We start from the raw sequence: 17,329 nt of genomic DNA, 5'->3' as shown, positions 1-17,329 counted from the left end.
CTTATCCTTAAATATCAGTTGAACATAGTGAGAAGTCTGGAATTTTCATCCCAGACTTTTCCTATTTATTTCTTTTTATTGTTAGCAAGGGCTGCTTTTTGTTGGCGAATGATTTGGTGGTACACTTGTTGTACCTTAGCTTCGCTTGGCTTTTGACCATTTGCACTCAACAGAGTACGAACTGCTTCTGCATTCAAACGTGGGTTATCCGCAAATTCTTTTTCAATTTGCTTGCGTACCAAGTACATTCCTCCAAGAGCTCCACCTAGAAAAGCTAAAACAATCAAGACAATTGCTAAAATAAGGTCCATAATATTTCTCCTGTTTCTTTTTGAATCTTCTATATTATACCATAAAGTCCCACGCCTGACTAGTTTGATTTACGCTTTCAAAAGGGTAGGGCATTACTCAGATTCTTTTTCAGCTCTGATCTTTTTTAATTCAATAAAATTAAAAAAGAACTAAAATTTGGTAAAATAATTCAGTTTTTCCTAAAAAACCTTGCATTGGATTGATTTATTTGCTATATTAAGATTATACAAAACAAAGGAAACATCTTTCTGCAAGGCTTATTTTTTTACAAGAAAATGTATGCGCTTACAGATTTGAGAAAGGAGTTTTTATGGAGAAGAGCTATTGGGAAAAATCCTGTAAGTATAGCATCCGAAAATTGACCGTTGGAACTGCTTCTGTTCTACTGGGAGCTGTTTTTCTAGCAACACAGAATGTAGCTGCCGATGGCATCGAAGTGAAAGAAAATCAAGCAAGTGTCAGTGAGACTACGATTCAAGTGAATACAAAAGTAGAGGAACCCACTCAAGAGGATAAGGAAAATCAACCAAGCACAGAAAATCAAACTTCTACTGAATTAGCTGGCAAAGAGGTAAAACCTGAAAAGGAAATACCTCAAACACATCATCAATCAGAGACTAACGCTGTAGTTGAACCTTCTGAAAATAAGGAGAGTGAAAAACCAGAACTTCCTATGACTAAGCAAGAAAACTATCAACTTCATTACGACCAACCAACTGCTCCTTCTTATGACGGCTGGGAAAAACAAGCCCTGCCAGTCGGAAATGGAGAAATGGGGGCAAAAGTTTTTGGGCTCATCGGTGAAGAAAGAATCCAATACAATGAAAAAACTCTCTGGTCTGGTGGGCCACAACCGGATAGCACCGACTACAATGGAGGGAACTATCAAGACCGCTATAAGGTCTTAGCAGAAATTCGTAAGGCATTAGAAGAAGGAAACCGCCAAAAAGCAAAACAATTAGCGGAGCGCAACCTAGTCGGACCAAACAATTCTCAGTATGGTCGTTACTTATCTTTTGGTGATATCTTTATGGTCTTTAACAACCAAAAGAAAGGCTTGGAGAATGTTACCGACTATCATCGTGGCTTAGATATTTCTGAGGCCATCTCGACCACTTCTTATACCCAAGACGGTACAAACTTTAAGCGTGAAACCTTCTCTAGCTATCCTGACGATGTTACTGTGACCCACTTGAGTAAAAAAGGTGATAAAACCCTTGATTTTACACTCTGGAATAGTTTGACTGAAGATTTGATTGCGAATGGCGACTACTCCTGGGAATATTCGAATTATAAACAAGGGGCAGTTACGACTGATTCTAATGGTATTTTGCTCAAAGGAACTGTCAAAGACAATGGTCTAAAATTTGCTTCCTATCTTGGAATCAAGACAGACGGACAAGTCACTGCACAAGATGGCTATTTGACTGTCACCGGAGCCAGCTATGCGACCCTTTTACTCAGTGCCAAGACCAACTTTGCTCAAAATCCAAAAACCAATTATCGCAAGGATATTGACCTAGAAAATACTGTTAAGTCTATCGTAGAAGCTGCCAAGGCAAAAGATTATGAAACCCTAAAAAATAATCACATTAAGGATTACCAAAGTCTCTTCAATCGTGTTCAACTAAATCTTGGTGGCAACAAGTCTAGCCAAACTACAAAAGAAGCTCTGCATACCTACAACCCAGAAAAAGGGCAAAAACTAGAAGAACTCTTCTTCCAATACGGACGTTATCTACTCATCAGCTCTTCTCGTGATAAGACAGACGCCCTTCCTGCCAACTTGCAAGGAGTCTGGAATGCAGTAGACAATCCACCTTGGAACTCAGACTACCACCTCAATGTCAACCTTCAGATGAACTATTGGCCTGCTTACATGAACAATCTTGCAGAAACTGCTAAGCCAATGGTCAATTATATTGATGACATGCGCTACTATGGTCGTATCGCTGCTAAAGAATATGCAGGTATCGAATCCAAAGAAGGCCAAGAAAACGGTTGGTTGGTTCATACTCAGGCAACACCATTTGGCTGGACAACTCCAGGTTGGAATTATTACTGGGGTTGGTCTCCTGCTGCCAATGCTTGGATGATGCAGAACGTCTATGACTACTACAAATTCACCAAGGATGAAACCTATCTCAAAGAAAAGATTTATCCAATGCTCAAGGAAACAGCCAAGTTCTGGAATTCCTTCTTGCACTACGACAAATCTAGTGACCGTTGGGTTTCTTCTCCATCCTACTCACCAGAGCATGGAACTATCACGATTGGGAATACCTTTGACCAATCTCTAGTTTGGCAGTTATTCCACGACTATATGGAGGCAGCCAATCACCTGAAGGTCGACCAAGATTTGGTGACAGAAGTGAAGGCTAAATTTGACAAGCTCAAACCACTTCATATCAACCAAGATGGCCGTATCAAGGAATGGTATGAGGAAGACAGTCCTCAATTCACTAATGAAGGCATTGAAAATCATCACCGTCACGTTTCTCATCTGGTTGGGCTCTTCCCAGGAACCTTATTTGGCAAAGATCAGCCTGAATATCTGGAAGCAGCACGCGCAACCCTAAACCATCGTGGAGATGGTGGTACCGGTTGGTCTAAGGCCAATAAAATCAACCTCTGGGCTCGTCTCCTAGATGGAAATCGTGCCCATCGTTTGCTGGCAGAACAACTCAAATCCTCAACTCTAGAAAACCTCTGGGATACGCACGCTCCTTTCCAAATTGATGGGAACTTTGGTGCAACCAGTGGAATGGCAGAAATGCTCCTTCAATCTCACACCGGCTACATTGCCCCATTACCAGCCCTTCCAGATGCATGGAAAGATGGTCAAGTCTCAGGCCTAGTAGCTCGTGGTAACTTTGAAGTCAGCATGAAATGGAAAGAAAAGAATCTTGAAACACTATCCTTCCTTTCTAATGTGGGTGGAGACTTAGTCGTAGACTATCCAAATATCGAAGCTAGCATTGTCAAGGTAAACGGTAAGGAAGTACAAGCTACCCGCATCAAAGACAACCGTATTCAACTTACGACACAAAAGGGCGATGTCATTACCTTTGAAAACTTCCCTGGTCGTATTACTCGTCTGACTGCCCAACGAAAAGATTCAACGACTGCAGAACTCAATTTCAATGCTGTCGAAGGGGCGACTCATTATGTCATCCATCGAGAAAGTAGGGATGAAAATAGTCAAACCTCTACGGTACGTGAGTTTACAACCAATCAAACTCGTTTTATCGACCGTTCTATTGATTCAAGCCACGCTTATACATACACGGTTCAGGCTATTTTAGGAGACCGTTCAACACCTATTTCTGATACGGCTTCAATCTCTGCCTTTAATGAGCTAATGGACGATCGTGATTCTCGCATCCAGTACGGAGCTGCCTTTGGAGATTGGTCTGACTCAGAACTCTTTGGCGGAACTGAAAAATACGCCGATATCTCAAATGGGAATTATTCCGATAAGGATGCAACAGCAACCATTCCTTTCAATGGACCTGGCATTGAAATCTACGGACTCAAGTCTTCTCAATTAGGACTTGCTGAGGTTACAATTGATGGCAAATCTGTTGGTGAGCTTGATTTCTATACGGCTGGAGCTACTGAAAAGGGTGTCCTAATCGGTCGTTATACAAATCTTTCTTCAGGTCCTCACCTCATGACTATCACTGTTAAGCGTGAACATAAGGGACGTGGAAGTGAACGCTCAAAAATTTCCTTAGACTACTTCAAGGTCTTCCCAGGACAAGGAGAAACAGTAGAGAAAATAGATGATCGTGATTCTCGTATCCAGTACGGCTCAGCATTTAAAGACTGGACTGATGCAGAACTCTATGCTTCTACAGAGAAATATGCAGATATTAATGCAGACGATAGTCTCGCTCCTGAAGCAACTGCAAGAATTCCATTCTCTGGTACAGGTATCCGTATCTATGGATTGAAAACATCTGCCCTTGGTAAGGCACTTGTGACTCTCGATGGAAAAGAAATGCCAAGCCTTGACTTTTACACTGCCGGAGCTACCGAAAAAGGAGCATTGATTGGAGAGTTTACTAATCTAGCAGATGGCGACCATGTCCTAACTTTGAAAGTGGACCCAGATTCTCCAGACGGTCGAAAGAAAATCTCTCTTGATTCATTCGATATTCTAAAAGCTCCATCAGTATCATTAGATACACCAAGCCTCGAACCTATAAAGGTAGAAGATAAGACAGTTACCCTAACTTTACCAACTGGTAACTGGGATGCTGTTGCTGTGACATTCCCTGGTGTTACAGATCCCCTACTCCTAAGAAAAGTCGATGAAGATCATCTTGTCACTTCTGGCGAGCAAACTGTATTAAGCATAAAGGATAACAAGGTTCAAATCGACATTCCTGAAACTACGGAACGTAAAACTGGCAATCCAATAGAAGCTTATGCTATCCTAGGAGAAACACGAAGCAGTACGATTGTAACAGTCTTTCCAAAAGGGGAAACTGCGCCTGTAGAAGATCCAGTTGTTACAAGCAAAGGGGACGAGCCTGCTCCAGTAGTAACCATTCCTGAATATACTGATCCAATTGGAACAGTGGGAGAACAAGAAGCTCCTATCGTAGATATTCCTGAATACACTGAACCTATCGGTACTGCAGGAGTACAAGAAGCTCCTATCGTGAACATCCCTGAATACACTGAACCTATCGGTACTGCGAGTGACCAAGCAACTCCTATCGTGGATATTCCTGAATACACTGAGCCTATCGGTACTGCAGGAGAACAAGAAGCTCCTATTGTGGATGTCCCTGAGTACACCGAACCTATCGGTACTGCGAGCGACCAAGCAGCTCCTATTGTGGATGTCCCTGAATACACTGGACCTATCGGTACTGCGAGCGATCAAGCAGCTCCTATTGTAGATATTCCTGAATACACTGAGCCTATCGGTACTGCGAGCGACCAAGCGGCTCCTATCATCTCTCTTCCTGAGTTTAAACTCAAAGTCTTAAAAGACCAGACTACCGGAGTTCAAGTCATCAGTGGAGCAAATGAGCTAGGTGAAGCAAGTTATCTTGAAATCCAGAAAGTAGACAAGCAAGAACTCTTGGGCAAGAAATATGATGCCTACGATATTCAACTCAAGAATGAAAATGGTCAGCCTATCCAACCAAAAGGTGCTGTCCTCGTTCGATTACCAATCTCTGGCGCAGTCCAAGAATTCTATCGCTTCAGTTCAGAAAAAGACTTGAAAGCACAAGATTTCGAGATTCGTGATGGAATGCTTGAGTTTCTCACCATTGATTTGACTACTTATGCTATCGTCTACAAGGCCGAAACCAAACTTGAACAACCAAGTTCAACTCAAGCAGAGCAAGCAAGTCCTTTAGCAAATAGAAATGATTTCGATGTCGAAACTGCTAAATATGATAAGCAACTTCCTGCTACAGGAGAAGAGTCTAGCCCACTCCTCTTTATGGCAAGTCTCAGCTTAGCTTTAACTGCAGCCTTCTTGCTTAAAGGTAAAAAAGAGTGATTCCAATAAATCTATAAAGATTGAGATAAATAGAAAAAGGATGAGTAATTTACTCATCCTTTTGATTCATTTCAGAGTCTTTTAAAATAAACTAAAAAGCCAGTTATAAATCCAGTTAAAAATCGAATATAACAAATTCAAAAGGAGTTCATAAAAAAATAAACAAATATGATACCAAATGAATTCTACAATCATAATCAGTGGCTTGACTAGGATATAAAATAAAATATCCCAAATAAATTTCATTTTTCATCTTCCTTTCTAGGAAGTCCCGCAATCCAAGGCAGAGCAGATATCATTTTATAAGCCGCAAGAAATTTAGCAACCTCTAGGGCTTTTGGCTCAGATTCCTTCTTCTCAGTCAGTACTTCCATTCCTTTTACCCAGAGGCATGTCCCAATAATTCTAGCCATTCCTGTAAAAAAATTTGGTTGGTTGTCCATGTGATTCTCCCGTAGTTGATATCATTTCTAACAGATTAGTTCTTATTGTGTTTAGTATATCAAATTTATATAGATAATCAAGTTTTTATCTGCAAAATAAAAAAAGTTTCACAACCTTTCTAGAATAGCTCTAGCAAGATGATGAAACTTTATTGATTACTTCATATCTTTTTTATAGCGTTCCAATTCTGCTTGGTTAGCCCAAACATAATGTCCTGGACGAATTTCGACCATGGAAGGTTTATCAGTTTCGTAGTCATGTTGATCTGGATCATAGACTTTCAAAACTTTTTTACGTTCCAAAATTGGATCTGGAATCGGTACCGCAGACAAGAGAGCTTGAGTATACGGATGGATTGGATTGTTAAACAATTCTTCCGTTTCCGCGACTTCAACAATGACACCCTTATAAATTACCGCGATACGATCAGAGATAAAACGAACTACTGACAAATCGTGGGCGATAAAGAGATAGGTTAATCCCAATTCTTTTTGGAATTTCTTGAGCAAGTTCAAAACTTGGGCACGAACTGAAACGTCCAAGGCTGAAATCGGCTCATCTGCGATTACAAAGTCAGGTTGCATAACCAAGGCACGAGCGATACCAATACGTTGACGTTGTCCACCTGAAAACTCATGAGGATAACGTGTCAAATGTTCAGCCAAAAGTCCAACTTCACGAATGATCTTTTTAACTTTTTCTTGTCTTTCTTCCTCATCCTTAAATAGATGGAAATTATAAAGACCTTCAGAAATGATATAGTCAACCGTTGCACGCTCATTCAAACTAGCAGCAGGGTCTTGGAAAATCATTTGAATACGACGGATTACTTCAGCTTCTTGAGCTCGTGATTTTTTACCGTTGATCTTTTTACCTTCGAAGAGGATATCCCCTTTACTGGTATTATTCAAACCGATAATTGCTCGACCAATCGTTGTCTTACCACTACCTGACTCACCAACTAGAGAGAAAGTTTCACCTTTGTTGATAAAGAAGTTAGCATTTTTAACGGCTACAAACTTTTTGCTTCCTTCACCGAAGGAAATCTCTAAGTCTTTAATTTCTACTAATTTTTCAGACATTTCCTTCCTCCTAGTTTTCTAGATGAACAAGACCCATTCTCTCACGAATCTTGTCATGTAAATTTGAAATTACTGCTGGTTTTTCAACTTTTGGAGCTCGTTCATCAAGCAACCAAGTTTTAGCCCAATGAGTATCTGACACAGCAAATTGAGGTGCTTTTTCTTCAAAATCAATCTTCATTGCGTAATCTGAACGAAGAGCAAATGCATCTCCCTTCAATTCTGTATAAAGTGATGGAGGTGTTCCCGGAATTGAATACAATTCTCCTTTATCGTCAGCCAACTGTGGCAAACTTGATAAGAGGCTCCATGTGTATGGGTGACGTGGATCGTAGAAGATTTCTTCAACTGTACCATACTCAACGATTTCACCAGCATACATAACCGCAACTTTGTCAGCAATACTTGCTACCACACCAAGGTCGTGTGTGATAAAGATTGTTGTAAAGTGGTATTCATTTTGTAGAGACTTAAGCAAGTCAATAATCTGAGCTTGAATGGTAACATCAAGGGCCGTAGTTGGCTCATCACAGATCAAAACATCTGGGCGACATGCAAGAGCAATAGCGATAACGATACGTTGACGCATCCCTCCAGAATATTGGAATGGATACTCCTCAAAACGCTTTTCAGCATCAGGAATACCAACCTTATTCATGTAGTCAATAGCCATTTCTTTTGCTTCTTTTGCTGTTTTCCCTTGGTGTTTAATGATAACCTCAGTAATTTGGCTTCCGATTGTTTTGATTGGGTCCAAACTAGTCATAGGATCTTGGAAGATAGTTGCAATCTTTGCCCCACGAATTTGTTCCCAATCCTTGTGAGACGAAAGTGCTGTTAGGTCTTGTCCACGGTAATCGATGCTCCCCTGAGCGATACGCCCGTTTTCTTCTAACATTCCTGTAAAAGTTTTTGTCAAAACTGATTTACCCGAACCAGATTCTCCAACCAAGGCAAGAACTTCTCCTTCAATCAACTCAAGAGAAACTCCGCGAATAGCGGTCAAAACTTTGTCACGAACATCAAATTCCACGACAATATCTTGAGCAGATAAAATTACATTTTTATTATTCGTCATTTCTACTCCTATCTATGTGTACGTGGATCACTAGCATCGGCTAGGTTTTGTCCAACAATGAATAGTGATAAGGAAACCAAAACCAAAGTTGTCAATGGAATCCAGAAGAGGTAGGCATTTGTCGTTACGTTCTGAGAATAATCTGAGATCAAACGTCCCAAACTTGGAACTGTAATCGGTAGACCAAGCCCAAAGAATGAAAGGAAAGCTTCATATGAGATAAAGGCTGGCAGCATTTGTGTCAAAGTCGTTACGATAACAGATACCAACTGAGGCATAATGTTTTTCACTACAATCTTAAATGTTGGTGTCCCAAGCGTACGAGAAGCAAGGTTATATTCTAAATCACGATAACGCATGATTTGAATACGGATTGAATAAGCAATACCAATCCATGTAGTTACACTCATGGCAAAAATCAAATTCCAGAAACCTGCTCCGATAGAGTAAGTCAAAACGATAACGATCAATAGCGATGGAATATTGTTGATAACGTTGTAGACTTCCATCATGATACGGTCTACTGATTTTGAAATACCCCAGATTCCACCTACAATCACACCGATAACAAGGTTGATAAAGGTCGCAATTACAGAAATCAAGATAGAGTTACGAGCTCCAAACCAGACACCATCAAAGAGAGATTTCCCGTTACTATCTGTACCGAACCAATATTCACCATTCGGTTTGATATAGCGAGCACTAAAATCATTTACCTTACTTACATCGTTAAAGTCAAAATCTGAGAACATTGGATAGATGAAACTCATCAAAACGATGGCAAACAAGATACCGAGCATGATGACTGTTGATTTTTTCTTCAAAAACTGTCTAAAGACAGAACGCCAGTATGAATAGGCAGGAGTATCAATTGCTTCAGAGGCATAATCATCACGTTTTACAAATTGAAATTTATCATTACTAATTGTAGACATTATTTGCCTCCTTTCTCTGTCAATTTAATACGTGGGTCAATCATAGTCATCCAAATATCCCCTACAAATAATGAGAAGATAGAAATACATGTAAAGATAAAGACAAGACCAACAACCATATTGTTGTTTGATGCTTTTACAGAGTCAATCAGCATTTTACCCATACCAGGGAAAGCGAAGACTGTTTCTGTAAGAGTTGCTCCACTGATAACACCAATAATAGAACCTGGAATACCTGAAACGAGTGGTACCATAGCGTTCTTAAAGATGTGTTTGTTTGAAATTTCTTTCTCAGATAGACCTTTTGCACGTGCAAAACGAACGAAGTCTTGAGATTGTAAGTCAATCATGTAACGACGAATCCAAATTGCCATACCAGGTGCACCCAACAAGCCCAAAATCACTGCAGGTAAAACATATGAACGCCAGTCTCCAGCACCCAAGATAGGGAATGAATCTGGGAATCCAATTGAAGAACCAATCAAACGAATGATGTATACAAGGGCAATCGTTGGAAGAGCAAGTAAGAAGGTCAAAGCTCCTGTAGAGAAACTATCAATCCATGTATTTTTGTAACGAGCCATTGCAGAACCAAGTGGAATTGCAATCGCGTATGAAATAGCAAGACCAATCAAACCTGTGATAGCAGAGCTTGTAATCATTGAAGGATATTGATAATTACTTTCAGTAGCTGTATAAGGATCATCCTTACCATAGTTTGCTACTTCACGTGCATCTGCTTGACTTGGAGATTTGTAGGTTCTTGAGTAAATGTTAACTGATGATGTTTTCTTACCAGTTGGGAATTGAACTTCTGAAGTCTTGGTTTGTCCTTGACCTTGTGTGATAACTTGAAGAACAGGAGTATTGGCATAAGTTGGGTAAGAATCTCCTAAGTTCAAGTTGACAAAGTTTTGGTGAACAAATGGGAATTGACTGTTGAAGTACAAGAGGTATTTATGTTTAGTCCCTGAACCTACTAGAGACCATCCAATAGCCGGATCGTTTTCAAATCGCAAATAACGCTCTAAATTAGGATTTTCCGGGTCTTGAATCTTGTTTGTATGGTCAATGTCAAGCAAGTTTGCATAGAATTTGAACACACGCTCGAAAATAGGGATTTCACGAGTAGCATAGAATTGTCCGCTCTCTGTGAATACACCCAAAGTCCAACCGTTACCAAGTTGTTGGATATATTTTTCGTAGATAGCTTTATTTGTATCGTTTGCATCAACGGTTACAGAAGGGTCAATGCTACTAGCTTTTTCCTGCAACTCTTTCGTATCGTAATATTCGATATACCCCATACGCTCAAAAACGGTATTTTCATAGTTATCACGTTTATCAGCTGTTGTTGCAATTTTATTGTAGTTAGTATCTTGTTTGAAGATCAACTTCCGTGGAACCATCGTATAGATGATTGTGTAAATCAAGGTCGTTACTAAAAAGATAGAAACTAACGACCGCAAGATACGCATAAAAACATATTTTTTCATATTATTTCCTTTAAAATCCCAAAAGAACCTTCTCCTTTTGGAGAGAAAGTTCTGATGAGCATTATTTATTTCACGTGGCTCGCTAATTCTTTTTGAGCTTTTTCGTTTGATTCAGCTTTTTCTTTGAGCCATTTTTCACGAGCTTCTTTGTACTCTTTAGCAGTTACAGTGTTAGCTTGCAATTTAAGATATTTGAAGTAAACATCTGAACCTTTATCACCAGATTGAGTATAAGATGCTGAGAATGGAACAACACGAGAGATAATAGGAGCTGCTCCTGAAGATGCCATTGCAGGAAGGAAGAGTGAGCTATCTGTCAACCAAGCTTGAGCTGCTGCATATTTTTCATAACGAGTCGCAAGATCGCTTGTTTCATTTCCAGCTTCATCAACTAATTTATCATATTCTTTCAAACCAACTTGAGCAACTGCTGGGTTAGATGGATTGTCATATCCCATGTAAGTCTTAGTTGTTTCGCTATTAGTTGTTTTCAAGATATCAAGGTATGTTGATGGGTCTTCATAGTCAGGGTTCCATCCAACTGCACCTGAAAGATCCCAATCCTCTGCAGCTGCGCTAGCTGCGTAGTATGTGATATTGTGTAGTTCGTCTGTAGTGATTTGTTGGATATCAATCACTACATTTTCAGTTCCAAGTGTAGTTTCAACTGATTGCTTGAATGACTGGATACGAGCAATGTAACCTTTAGATGTTTGGTCTACTGGAATATCCAAGTGGATTGGGAATTTCACACCTTCAGCTTCTAGAGCAGTTTTCGCTTTAGCTAATTCAGCTTTAGCCTTATCCGCATTGAAGAGTCCATCTTGACCATCAGCAAGGTTTACATTTTTCCACTCATCACCATAAGTAGCAACTTTTTCAGTTACCATGTCCCCAAATGTTTTACCGTTAGCAGACACAAACTCTGGTTTTACAAAGAGGTTACGAACAGCAAGAGGAGCTCCCTTTTCACCATTAAGTTGAGCAGAGTATGCAGTACGGTCAAATGCAAAGTTCAAAGCTTGACGGAAATCTTTATTAAGAAGGGCTTTCTTAGTAGCAGTCTTTTCTTCGTCAGTAGTTTTTGAAGTGTATTTGTATGATTGACGATCAATATTGATACCCAAACCAGCGATACCTGGACCTTGTGGATTGTAGTAGATATTGTCTTTGTATGTTTCTTCAACTTTTGAGAAGTTTGAGCTGGTTGGGAAAAGACGAGCATAGCTGTAAGCTCCACTTGTAAAGTTACGTTCAAGTGATTCTTGGTCTGAACCATCGTAGTAAGCAAGGGTTACAGTATCCAAATGAACATTATCTTTATCCCAATAGTTTTCATTCTTCACAAATTCGATAGATGACTTAGCAGTCAAACCTCTAAGCAAGAATGGACCATTGTAAAGCAAAGAAGTTGGATCAGTCGCTTTACCGAAGTCTGAACCTTTTGATTTTTCAAATTCTTCGTTCAAAGGCCAAAAGATTGAGTAAGCCATTTTAGTATTCCAATACGGCTCAGGCTTGTTCAAAGTGTATTGGAGAGTATAGTCATCAACTGCTTTAACACCAACTGAAGCAAAATCTTTATTGTTTCCGGCTACATAATCAGCTAGACCTTTAACTGAATTTTCTGCTAGATACATTGCTGCTGATTTGTTATCAGCCGCGTGTTTCAAACCATTTACGAAGTCTTTAGCAGTTACTTCTGCGTACTCTTCACCATCAGAAGTGAACCATTTTACTCCCTTACGAATCTTGTAAGTATAAGTTAAACCATCTTGTGATACAGACCAGTCTTCTGCAACTGCTGGTGTAATGTTCCCATATTTATCATTTGTAAATAGGCCATCAATACCATTTGAAGTAGCCACTTTTGTACTTTGTTTACCAGAGATAAGATAATCCAAAGTTTCTGGATCAGCGGTATATGTATAACCGTAAGCTTTTGGAGCCTCTGCATCATTAGATGATTTTGAAGAACCGCAAGCTGCAAGAACACCTGTAGCAAGTAATGCAACACCGGCTACTGCAAGAATCCGACTTTTTTTCATATTTATAAACTCCTCGTTTTAAATTGTGGATATTGAAAATTATACCACAGTTTTTTTAAAAAGTAAACGAATTTTCAGAATATTTTGTCGCATGTTTTTTTAAACATTTGAATCTTATGTTTTCAGAAAAGAAAACTATTGACGAGAAACAATTTTCAAGGTATAATAATAAAAGTTAAGGCGGTATAGCCAAGTGGTAAGGCACGGCTCTGCAAAAGCTTGATCGTCGGTTCAAATCCGTCTACCGCCTCTATATAAACGAAGACTCCTAACGGAGTCTTTTCTTTTTTACACTTAAAAAGCTTTATCAGTTTTCTCTGATAAAGCTTTTGTTTTATTCAGTTTCTTCTTCTGATTCAAGTTCTTGGATTTGAACCTTAAGCTTGGTGACACGACCATTTTTTACCTTGTCATTTGTCAAGGTGATATGCTTATTTCCACTATCTAACTCATAGCTGAGTTTCTCAGATGTTGGAATAGTTCCCACACCTGTCAAATAATACCCAGCAATGGTATCTACATTGTCACTTTCAAGCTCGACATCAAAATAATCATTGAAATCGTTCAAGTTCATTGTCCCTTGGACAATATGAGTGTCCTCGCCGATAGTATGAACATAGACTTCAGCACGGTCTGTTTCATCATCAATCTCACCAACAATCTCTTCAAGGAGATCCTCAAGTGTTACCAAACCAGCCATTCCTCCGTATTCATCGAGAAGAATAGCCATCTGTCTTTGTGAATTTCTCAATTCTTTTAACAGATCATCCACAAAAATAGTTTCCGGTACAAAGAGAGGTTCCTGTAATATCTTTCTCAATACAATATTATCAAAACCATCGGTAAACCCTGCTTTTAGCAGATTCTTTGTATGAATCAAACCAATGACATTGTCCTTATCGCCGTCATAAACAGGAATTCTAGAAAAGTTTTGTTTTAAGATACTTTCGATAATGGTCTGAGTGTCATCTTGGATATCTACCATAAAGGCATCTGTTCGAGGAACCATGACTTCACGCGCCATAAGCTCATCCAGTGAGAAAATCCCCTGCAACATCTCGATTTCATCAGCATCCAAAGTTTCTTCGCTTTTAGTCAGCATGTACTCAATCTCATCACGAGTCATTTTTTCGTCTGCATCGTCAAATGTCATCGGCGTCAAACGGCTCAAAAGATTGGTTGATGCAGATAGCATCCAAACAAAAGGACTCACAATCTTACCGAGAGCAATAATAAATGGTACAGTTCGGATTGCCAAGGCATCCTTAAGATTTAGAGCAATGCGTTTAGGATAAAGTTCACCAAAAACGATAGAGATATAGGTCAAGAAAGCAAGTGACAGGAAGCTTGCGATTGCGTGCGCAGTTTCGCTATTTCCCATCCATGAGGCTATCAATTGTCCTAGAGAGTCTGCTAGTTTAGCCCCTGACAAGATTGTAATTAAAGTAATACCAACTTGAATGGTTGATAAAAAGTGATTGGGGTTTTCAAGTACCTTTAGCAAACGGATATAGCGTTTATCCCCCTCTTCAGCCTTTTGTTCAACACGTGAGCGACTAAGAGAAACCATAGCCATCTCTGTAGCAGAGAAAAAAGCATTTAAAAAGGTCAAAACAACTAATAATACAAATTGCAGTAACAAATCCTGACTGCTCGGGTCTTCCATTTTCCTTCTCCTAAAAAGTATAATTGTGACTATTATACCATATTTTTCAACTTCTACACATTAAATTGTGATTTCTATAGTAAATCCCCTACCGAAACAATAAGGGACCGACTATCTATTAGTTCTTTGTAACAGTTACTTTTCCTGTTCGGTAATCTAACTGAATTCCCTTTTGAACGTTAGGAACCACGACGTTAAACTCCAATTCACCATCAGATGATTTGGCTTCAATTTGAGATGCAGAAGGAACCAAATCTTCTTCTGTAGCGTAGAGCAATGTGACACGGTAACGCACCCGCTTATTTTGATCCAAAGCCTTTCGAACTAAACTTTCATAGTAGTTTTGTCCAGTCGAATCTTCTGCGCGTGCTTGGTTGGCCCAGGCTGTTTGTACAGCGATATTTTTGGGATTGCTAGTAGATGCATCAAAACCATCTAAACCACCAATCAAGGCATAGCCTAATAAATGTCCTCTATCTACAGCGTGATTATAAGTCCCTTTTAAGTTTTTGACCTGATGCCATCCTGCCGGGGTCCAAGAAGTCGAACCATTCCCGGTTTCTTCACGGTCTTTGTACTGTCTTGTTGCTTTTGACATAAGGGCATTAGCAACAGTTGGGACCGTCTCCCCACCTACAGTTTTTGTCTTGTTATCGGCATAGGGTTTACTTGAAACCTTTGCATCTAAGTTCGTTTTGTTCCCATTTACGATAAAGGCACCTGCTCCATTCCACTCAAGAGTACCCTTTATTTGTTTTTTTACCGAATCATTCAGTACACTCTCGGCCAATTTTTGACTTGGAGTATCAAGCGACTGGGATTTCTGGTTGACCTGTGTTTGCGGTGTAGCATTGGAAGCCTGCATTTCTTTTATGTAGTAACTTCCTGCCGACAAAAGTAGGAAAAGCAGAAGACCTATGAGTGCCTGCCTTGTTTTTTTATTCATCTTTTCTCCTTAGTTTTGTTCTTAGAAAAAGGCTGGTCTCCCAGCCTATTTCCCTGTAAATTTCGCAATTAACTCATGCCACTTTTCTGGAGCTAAAATCGCCCATGGATCTTGGCCCTTGCCTAAGATACCGTAGCCAATCATCAAGCCAATTCCAAGTGCTAAGACACCTAAAAGTAAAACAATGATGACTAAAAGAAATCGACGCAGCACATAAGCTACTTCTTTATTCATCTTCATCAGCTTCCACACTTACCCGTTCAATATTAGCTCCTAACTGAGCTAATTTTTCATGAAAACGATAATAGCCCCTATCCAAATGGACAAGTTTTCCAACAACAGTCTCACCCTCGGCCACTAACCCTGTCAATATCAAGGCTGCACTGGCACGAAGGTCCGTAGACAGCACTTCTGCACCTTGGAGAGGTTGCCCGCCAACGATACGAGCAGTGTCACGGATAATCTCAGAATGCAAGCCCATGCGACGCATTTCCTCTAGATGTTGGAAACGATTCTCAAAGACTGTCTCAACCATAGTTGATTCTCCTTGAGCAACCGTCATAAGAGCAGTAAACTGCGCCTGCATGTCCGTAGGAAACCCTGGATGTGGTAAGGTCTTGACATGAACTGCTTTTAGTTTGTCTCGTTGAGAACGGATGCGGATACCTTCATCTTCGTCGATGACTTCAACACCCATTTCCTGTAATTTCGCCAACAAGGGACGGTTGTGTTCCCAGATAGCATCTTGAATCAGGACATCTCCACCTGTCATTGCAGCAGCAACCATGAATGTCCCTGCTTCGATGCGGTCTTGAACAACGTTATGGGTTGCTCCATGCAAGTTTTCAACACCAGTGATGGTAATGCTCTCTGTTCCCGCACCTTTGACTTTAGCTCCCATTTTATTCAAGAGGACAGCCAAGTCTACAATTTCAGGTTCACGCGCAGCATTTTCGATAACAGTTACGCCATCAGCTAGCGTTGCAGCCATCATCAAGTTTTGGGTTGCCCCAACACTAGGAAAGTCCATATAGATATGGGCTCCATGCAAGCGTTCTGCCTTAGCTTCGATATAGCCAGCTGTTTGGGTGATCTTAGCCCCCATTGCTTCCAAACCTTTAAGGTGAAGATCAATCGGACGACTACCAATCGTACAACCACCTGGCATCGAAACTTTAGCGTGACCAACCCTAGCCAGGATTGGACCCAAGACTACAATAGAAGCACGCATCTTGCTGACATACTTATAGGGAGCTTCTTCTGTGATATCATCTGTCGCATCCACTTCAACAATGTGTGCATCTTGATCAAAATTAACTTTCGCATTTAATCCACGAACTACTTGGTTCATGGTAAAGACATCCGATAGGATAGGAACATTTTTTAAAACTGTTTTTCCTTCGCTTGCTAAAATTGTCGCCGCAAGCAGTGGCAAAACTGCATTTTTCGCGCCCTCAATTGTAACACTTCCGACAAGGCGATTATCGCCACCTCGAACTACAATTTTTTCCATAAATATTTTCCTTTACTTTCGAATTTAGAATAATGTCCGTACGGCTTCTTGCCATAGTTGGTAGAGATTTAGGAAAAAAGAACTGATTAGATACCCTAAACCGATACTACACAATACTACCAAAAGTCGTACCTTCCTCGCATTGTCCTTGGTCACCTTCAAAATTTGATCCCATTTGACTAAATCTTTCAAAAGTTGAAAAACTAGGTAGACAAAAAACATATGACTACTGAGGGTAAAAAACAATTGAATCATCTGCCTATTATACCATCTTCTCTTTTT

13 protein-coding genes and 1 tRNA gene are annotated in these 17,329 nt (G+C 40.0%); 2 read left to right on the top strand and 12 right to left on the bottom strand.

Annotation, left to right across the window (positions count from 1 at the left end; genetic code table 11):
- Positions 1 to 65: 65 nt before the first annotated feature.
- The gene (locus ACXYSM_RS00680; protein ID WP_004251708.1) at positions 66 to 311 is read right to left on the bottom strand and encodes a YneF family protein; all 246 of its coding nucleotides are present in this window, start codon (positions 309 to 311) and stop codon (positions 66 to 68) included.
- A 311-nt stretch (positions 312 to 622) separates the two neighbouring features.
- Here ACXYSM_RS00680 and ACXYSM_RS00675 point away from each other — a divergent pair, with 311 nt between their 5' ends.
- Positions 623 to 5,839, top strand: coding sequence for an SIALI-17 repeat-containing surface protein (locus tag ACXYSM_RS00675; RefSeq protein ID WP_458633982.1), 5,217 nt, complete (start codon positions 623 to 625; stop codon positions 5,837 to 5,839).
- Positions 5,840 to 6,081: 242 nt separating this feature from the next.
- On the opposite strand, the gene ACXYSM_RS00670 is transcribed toward ACXYSM_RS00675, so the two are convergent.
- From ACXYSM_RS00670 to ACXYSM_RS00645, 6 genes are all read right to left on the bottom strand, one after another.
- Entirely contained in the window at positions 6,082 to 6,282 is a 201-nt protein-coding gene (locus ACXYSM_RS00670) for a mechanosensitive ion channel protein MscL (protein ID WP_458633981.1), read from the bottom strand.
- Positions 6,283 to 6,438: 156 nt separating this feature from the next.
- On the bottom strand, positions 6,439 to 7,365 hold the full coding sequence (locus ACXYSM_RS00665; RefSeq protein ID WP_458633980.1) for an ATP-binding cassette domain-containing protein: 927 nt from the start codon (positions 7,363 to 7,365) through the stop codon (positions 6,439 to 6,441).
- A 10-nt stretch (positions 7,366 to 7,375) separates the two neighbouring features.
- Positions 7,376 to 8,443, bottom strand: a complete 1,068-nt coding sequence (locus ACXYSM_RS00660; RefSeq protein WP_447264092.1) for an ABC transporter ATP-binding protein — start codon at positions 8,441 to 8,443, stop codon at positions 7,376 to 7,378.
- Between the two features lie 8 nt (positions 8,444 to 8,451).
- The gene (gene oppC, locus ACXYSM_RS00655; protein ID WP_458633979.1) at positions 8,452 to 9,378 is read right to left on the bottom strand and encodes an oligopeptide ABC transporter permease OppC; all 927 of its coding nucleotides are present in this window, start codon (positions 9,376 to 9,378) and stop codon (positions 8,452 to 8,454) included.
- Complete coding sequence (locus ACXYSM_RS00650) at positions 9,378 to 10,874, bottom strand: ABC transporter permease (protein ID WP_414265212.1); 1,497 nt, start codon at positions 10,872 to 10,874, stop codon at positions 9,378 to 9,380. Before ACXYSM_RS00650 ends, oppC begins: the two co-directional genes overlap by 1 nt.
- A 65-nt stretch (positions 10,875 to 10,939) precedes the next feature.
- On the bottom strand, positions 10,940 to 12,922 hold the full coding sequence (locus tag ACXYSM_RS00645) for a peptide ABC transporter substrate-binding protein (protein WP_006152175.1): 1,983 nt from the start codon (positions 12,920 to 12,922) through the stop codon (positions 10,940 to 10,942).
- 179 nt (positions 12,923 to 13,101) lie between these two features.
- Here ACXYSM_RS00645 and ACXYSM_RS00640 point away from each other — a divergent pair.
- Positions 13,102 to 13,172, top strand: a tRNA-Cys gene (locus tag ACXYSM_RS00640).
- Positions 13,173 to 13,256: 84 nt separating this feature from the next.
- Here the strand turns inward: ACXYSM_RS00640 and ACXYSM_RS00635 are convergent.
- The 5 genes from ACXYSM_RS00635 to ACXYSM_RS00615 all read right to left on the bottom strand — a co-directional run bounded on the left by ACXYSM_RS00635 (position 13,257) and on the right by ACXYSM_RS00615 (position 17,302).
- Complete coding sequence (locus ACXYSM_RS00635; protein WP_320694116.1) at positions 13,257 to 14,588, bottom strand: hemolysin family protein; 1,332 nt, start codon at positions 14,586 to 14,588, stop codon at positions 13,257 to 13,259.
- 118 nt (positions 14,589 to 14,706) lie between these two features.
- Positions 14,707 to 15,534 (bottom strand): DNA/RNA non-specific endonuclease, encoded by an 828-nt coding sequence (locus ACXYSM_RS00630; RefSeq protein ID WP_458633978.1) that lies wholly within the window; start codon positions 15,532 to 15,534, stop codon positions 14,707 to 14,709.
- A gap of 45 nt (positions 15,535 to 15,579) precedes the next feature.
- Positions 15,580 to 15,774 (bottom strand): DNA-directed RNA polymerase subunit beta, encoded by a 195-nt coding sequence (locus tag ACXYSM_RS00625; protein ID WP_371500040.1) that lies wholly within the window; start codon positions 15,772 to 15,774, stop codon positions 15,580 to 15,582.
- On the bottom strand, positions 15,761 to 17,047 hold the full coding sequence (murA, locus tag ACXYSM_RS00620; RefSeq protein WP_036752246.1) for a UDP-N-acetylglucosamine 1-carboxyvinyltransferase: 1,287 nt from the start codon (positions 17,045 to 17,047) through the stop codon (positions 15,761 to 15,763). The genes ACXYSM_RS00625 and murA overlap by 14 nt, the downstream gene beginning before the upstream one ends.
- 24 nt (positions 17,048 to 17,071) lie before the next feature.
- Positions 17,072 to 17,302: a DUF1146 family protein gene (locus ACXYSM_RS00615; RefSeq protein WP_033587493.1), complete on the bottom strand. Its 231-nt coding sequence runs from the start codon at positions 17,300 to 17,302 to the stop codon at positions 17,072 to 17,074.
- Positions 17,303 to 17,329 lie beyond the last annotated feature (27 nt).

It is taken from the genome of Streptococcus sp. V940, assembly GCF_054353495.1.
This window is presented reverse-complemented; position numbering and strand designations above follow the sequence as displayed.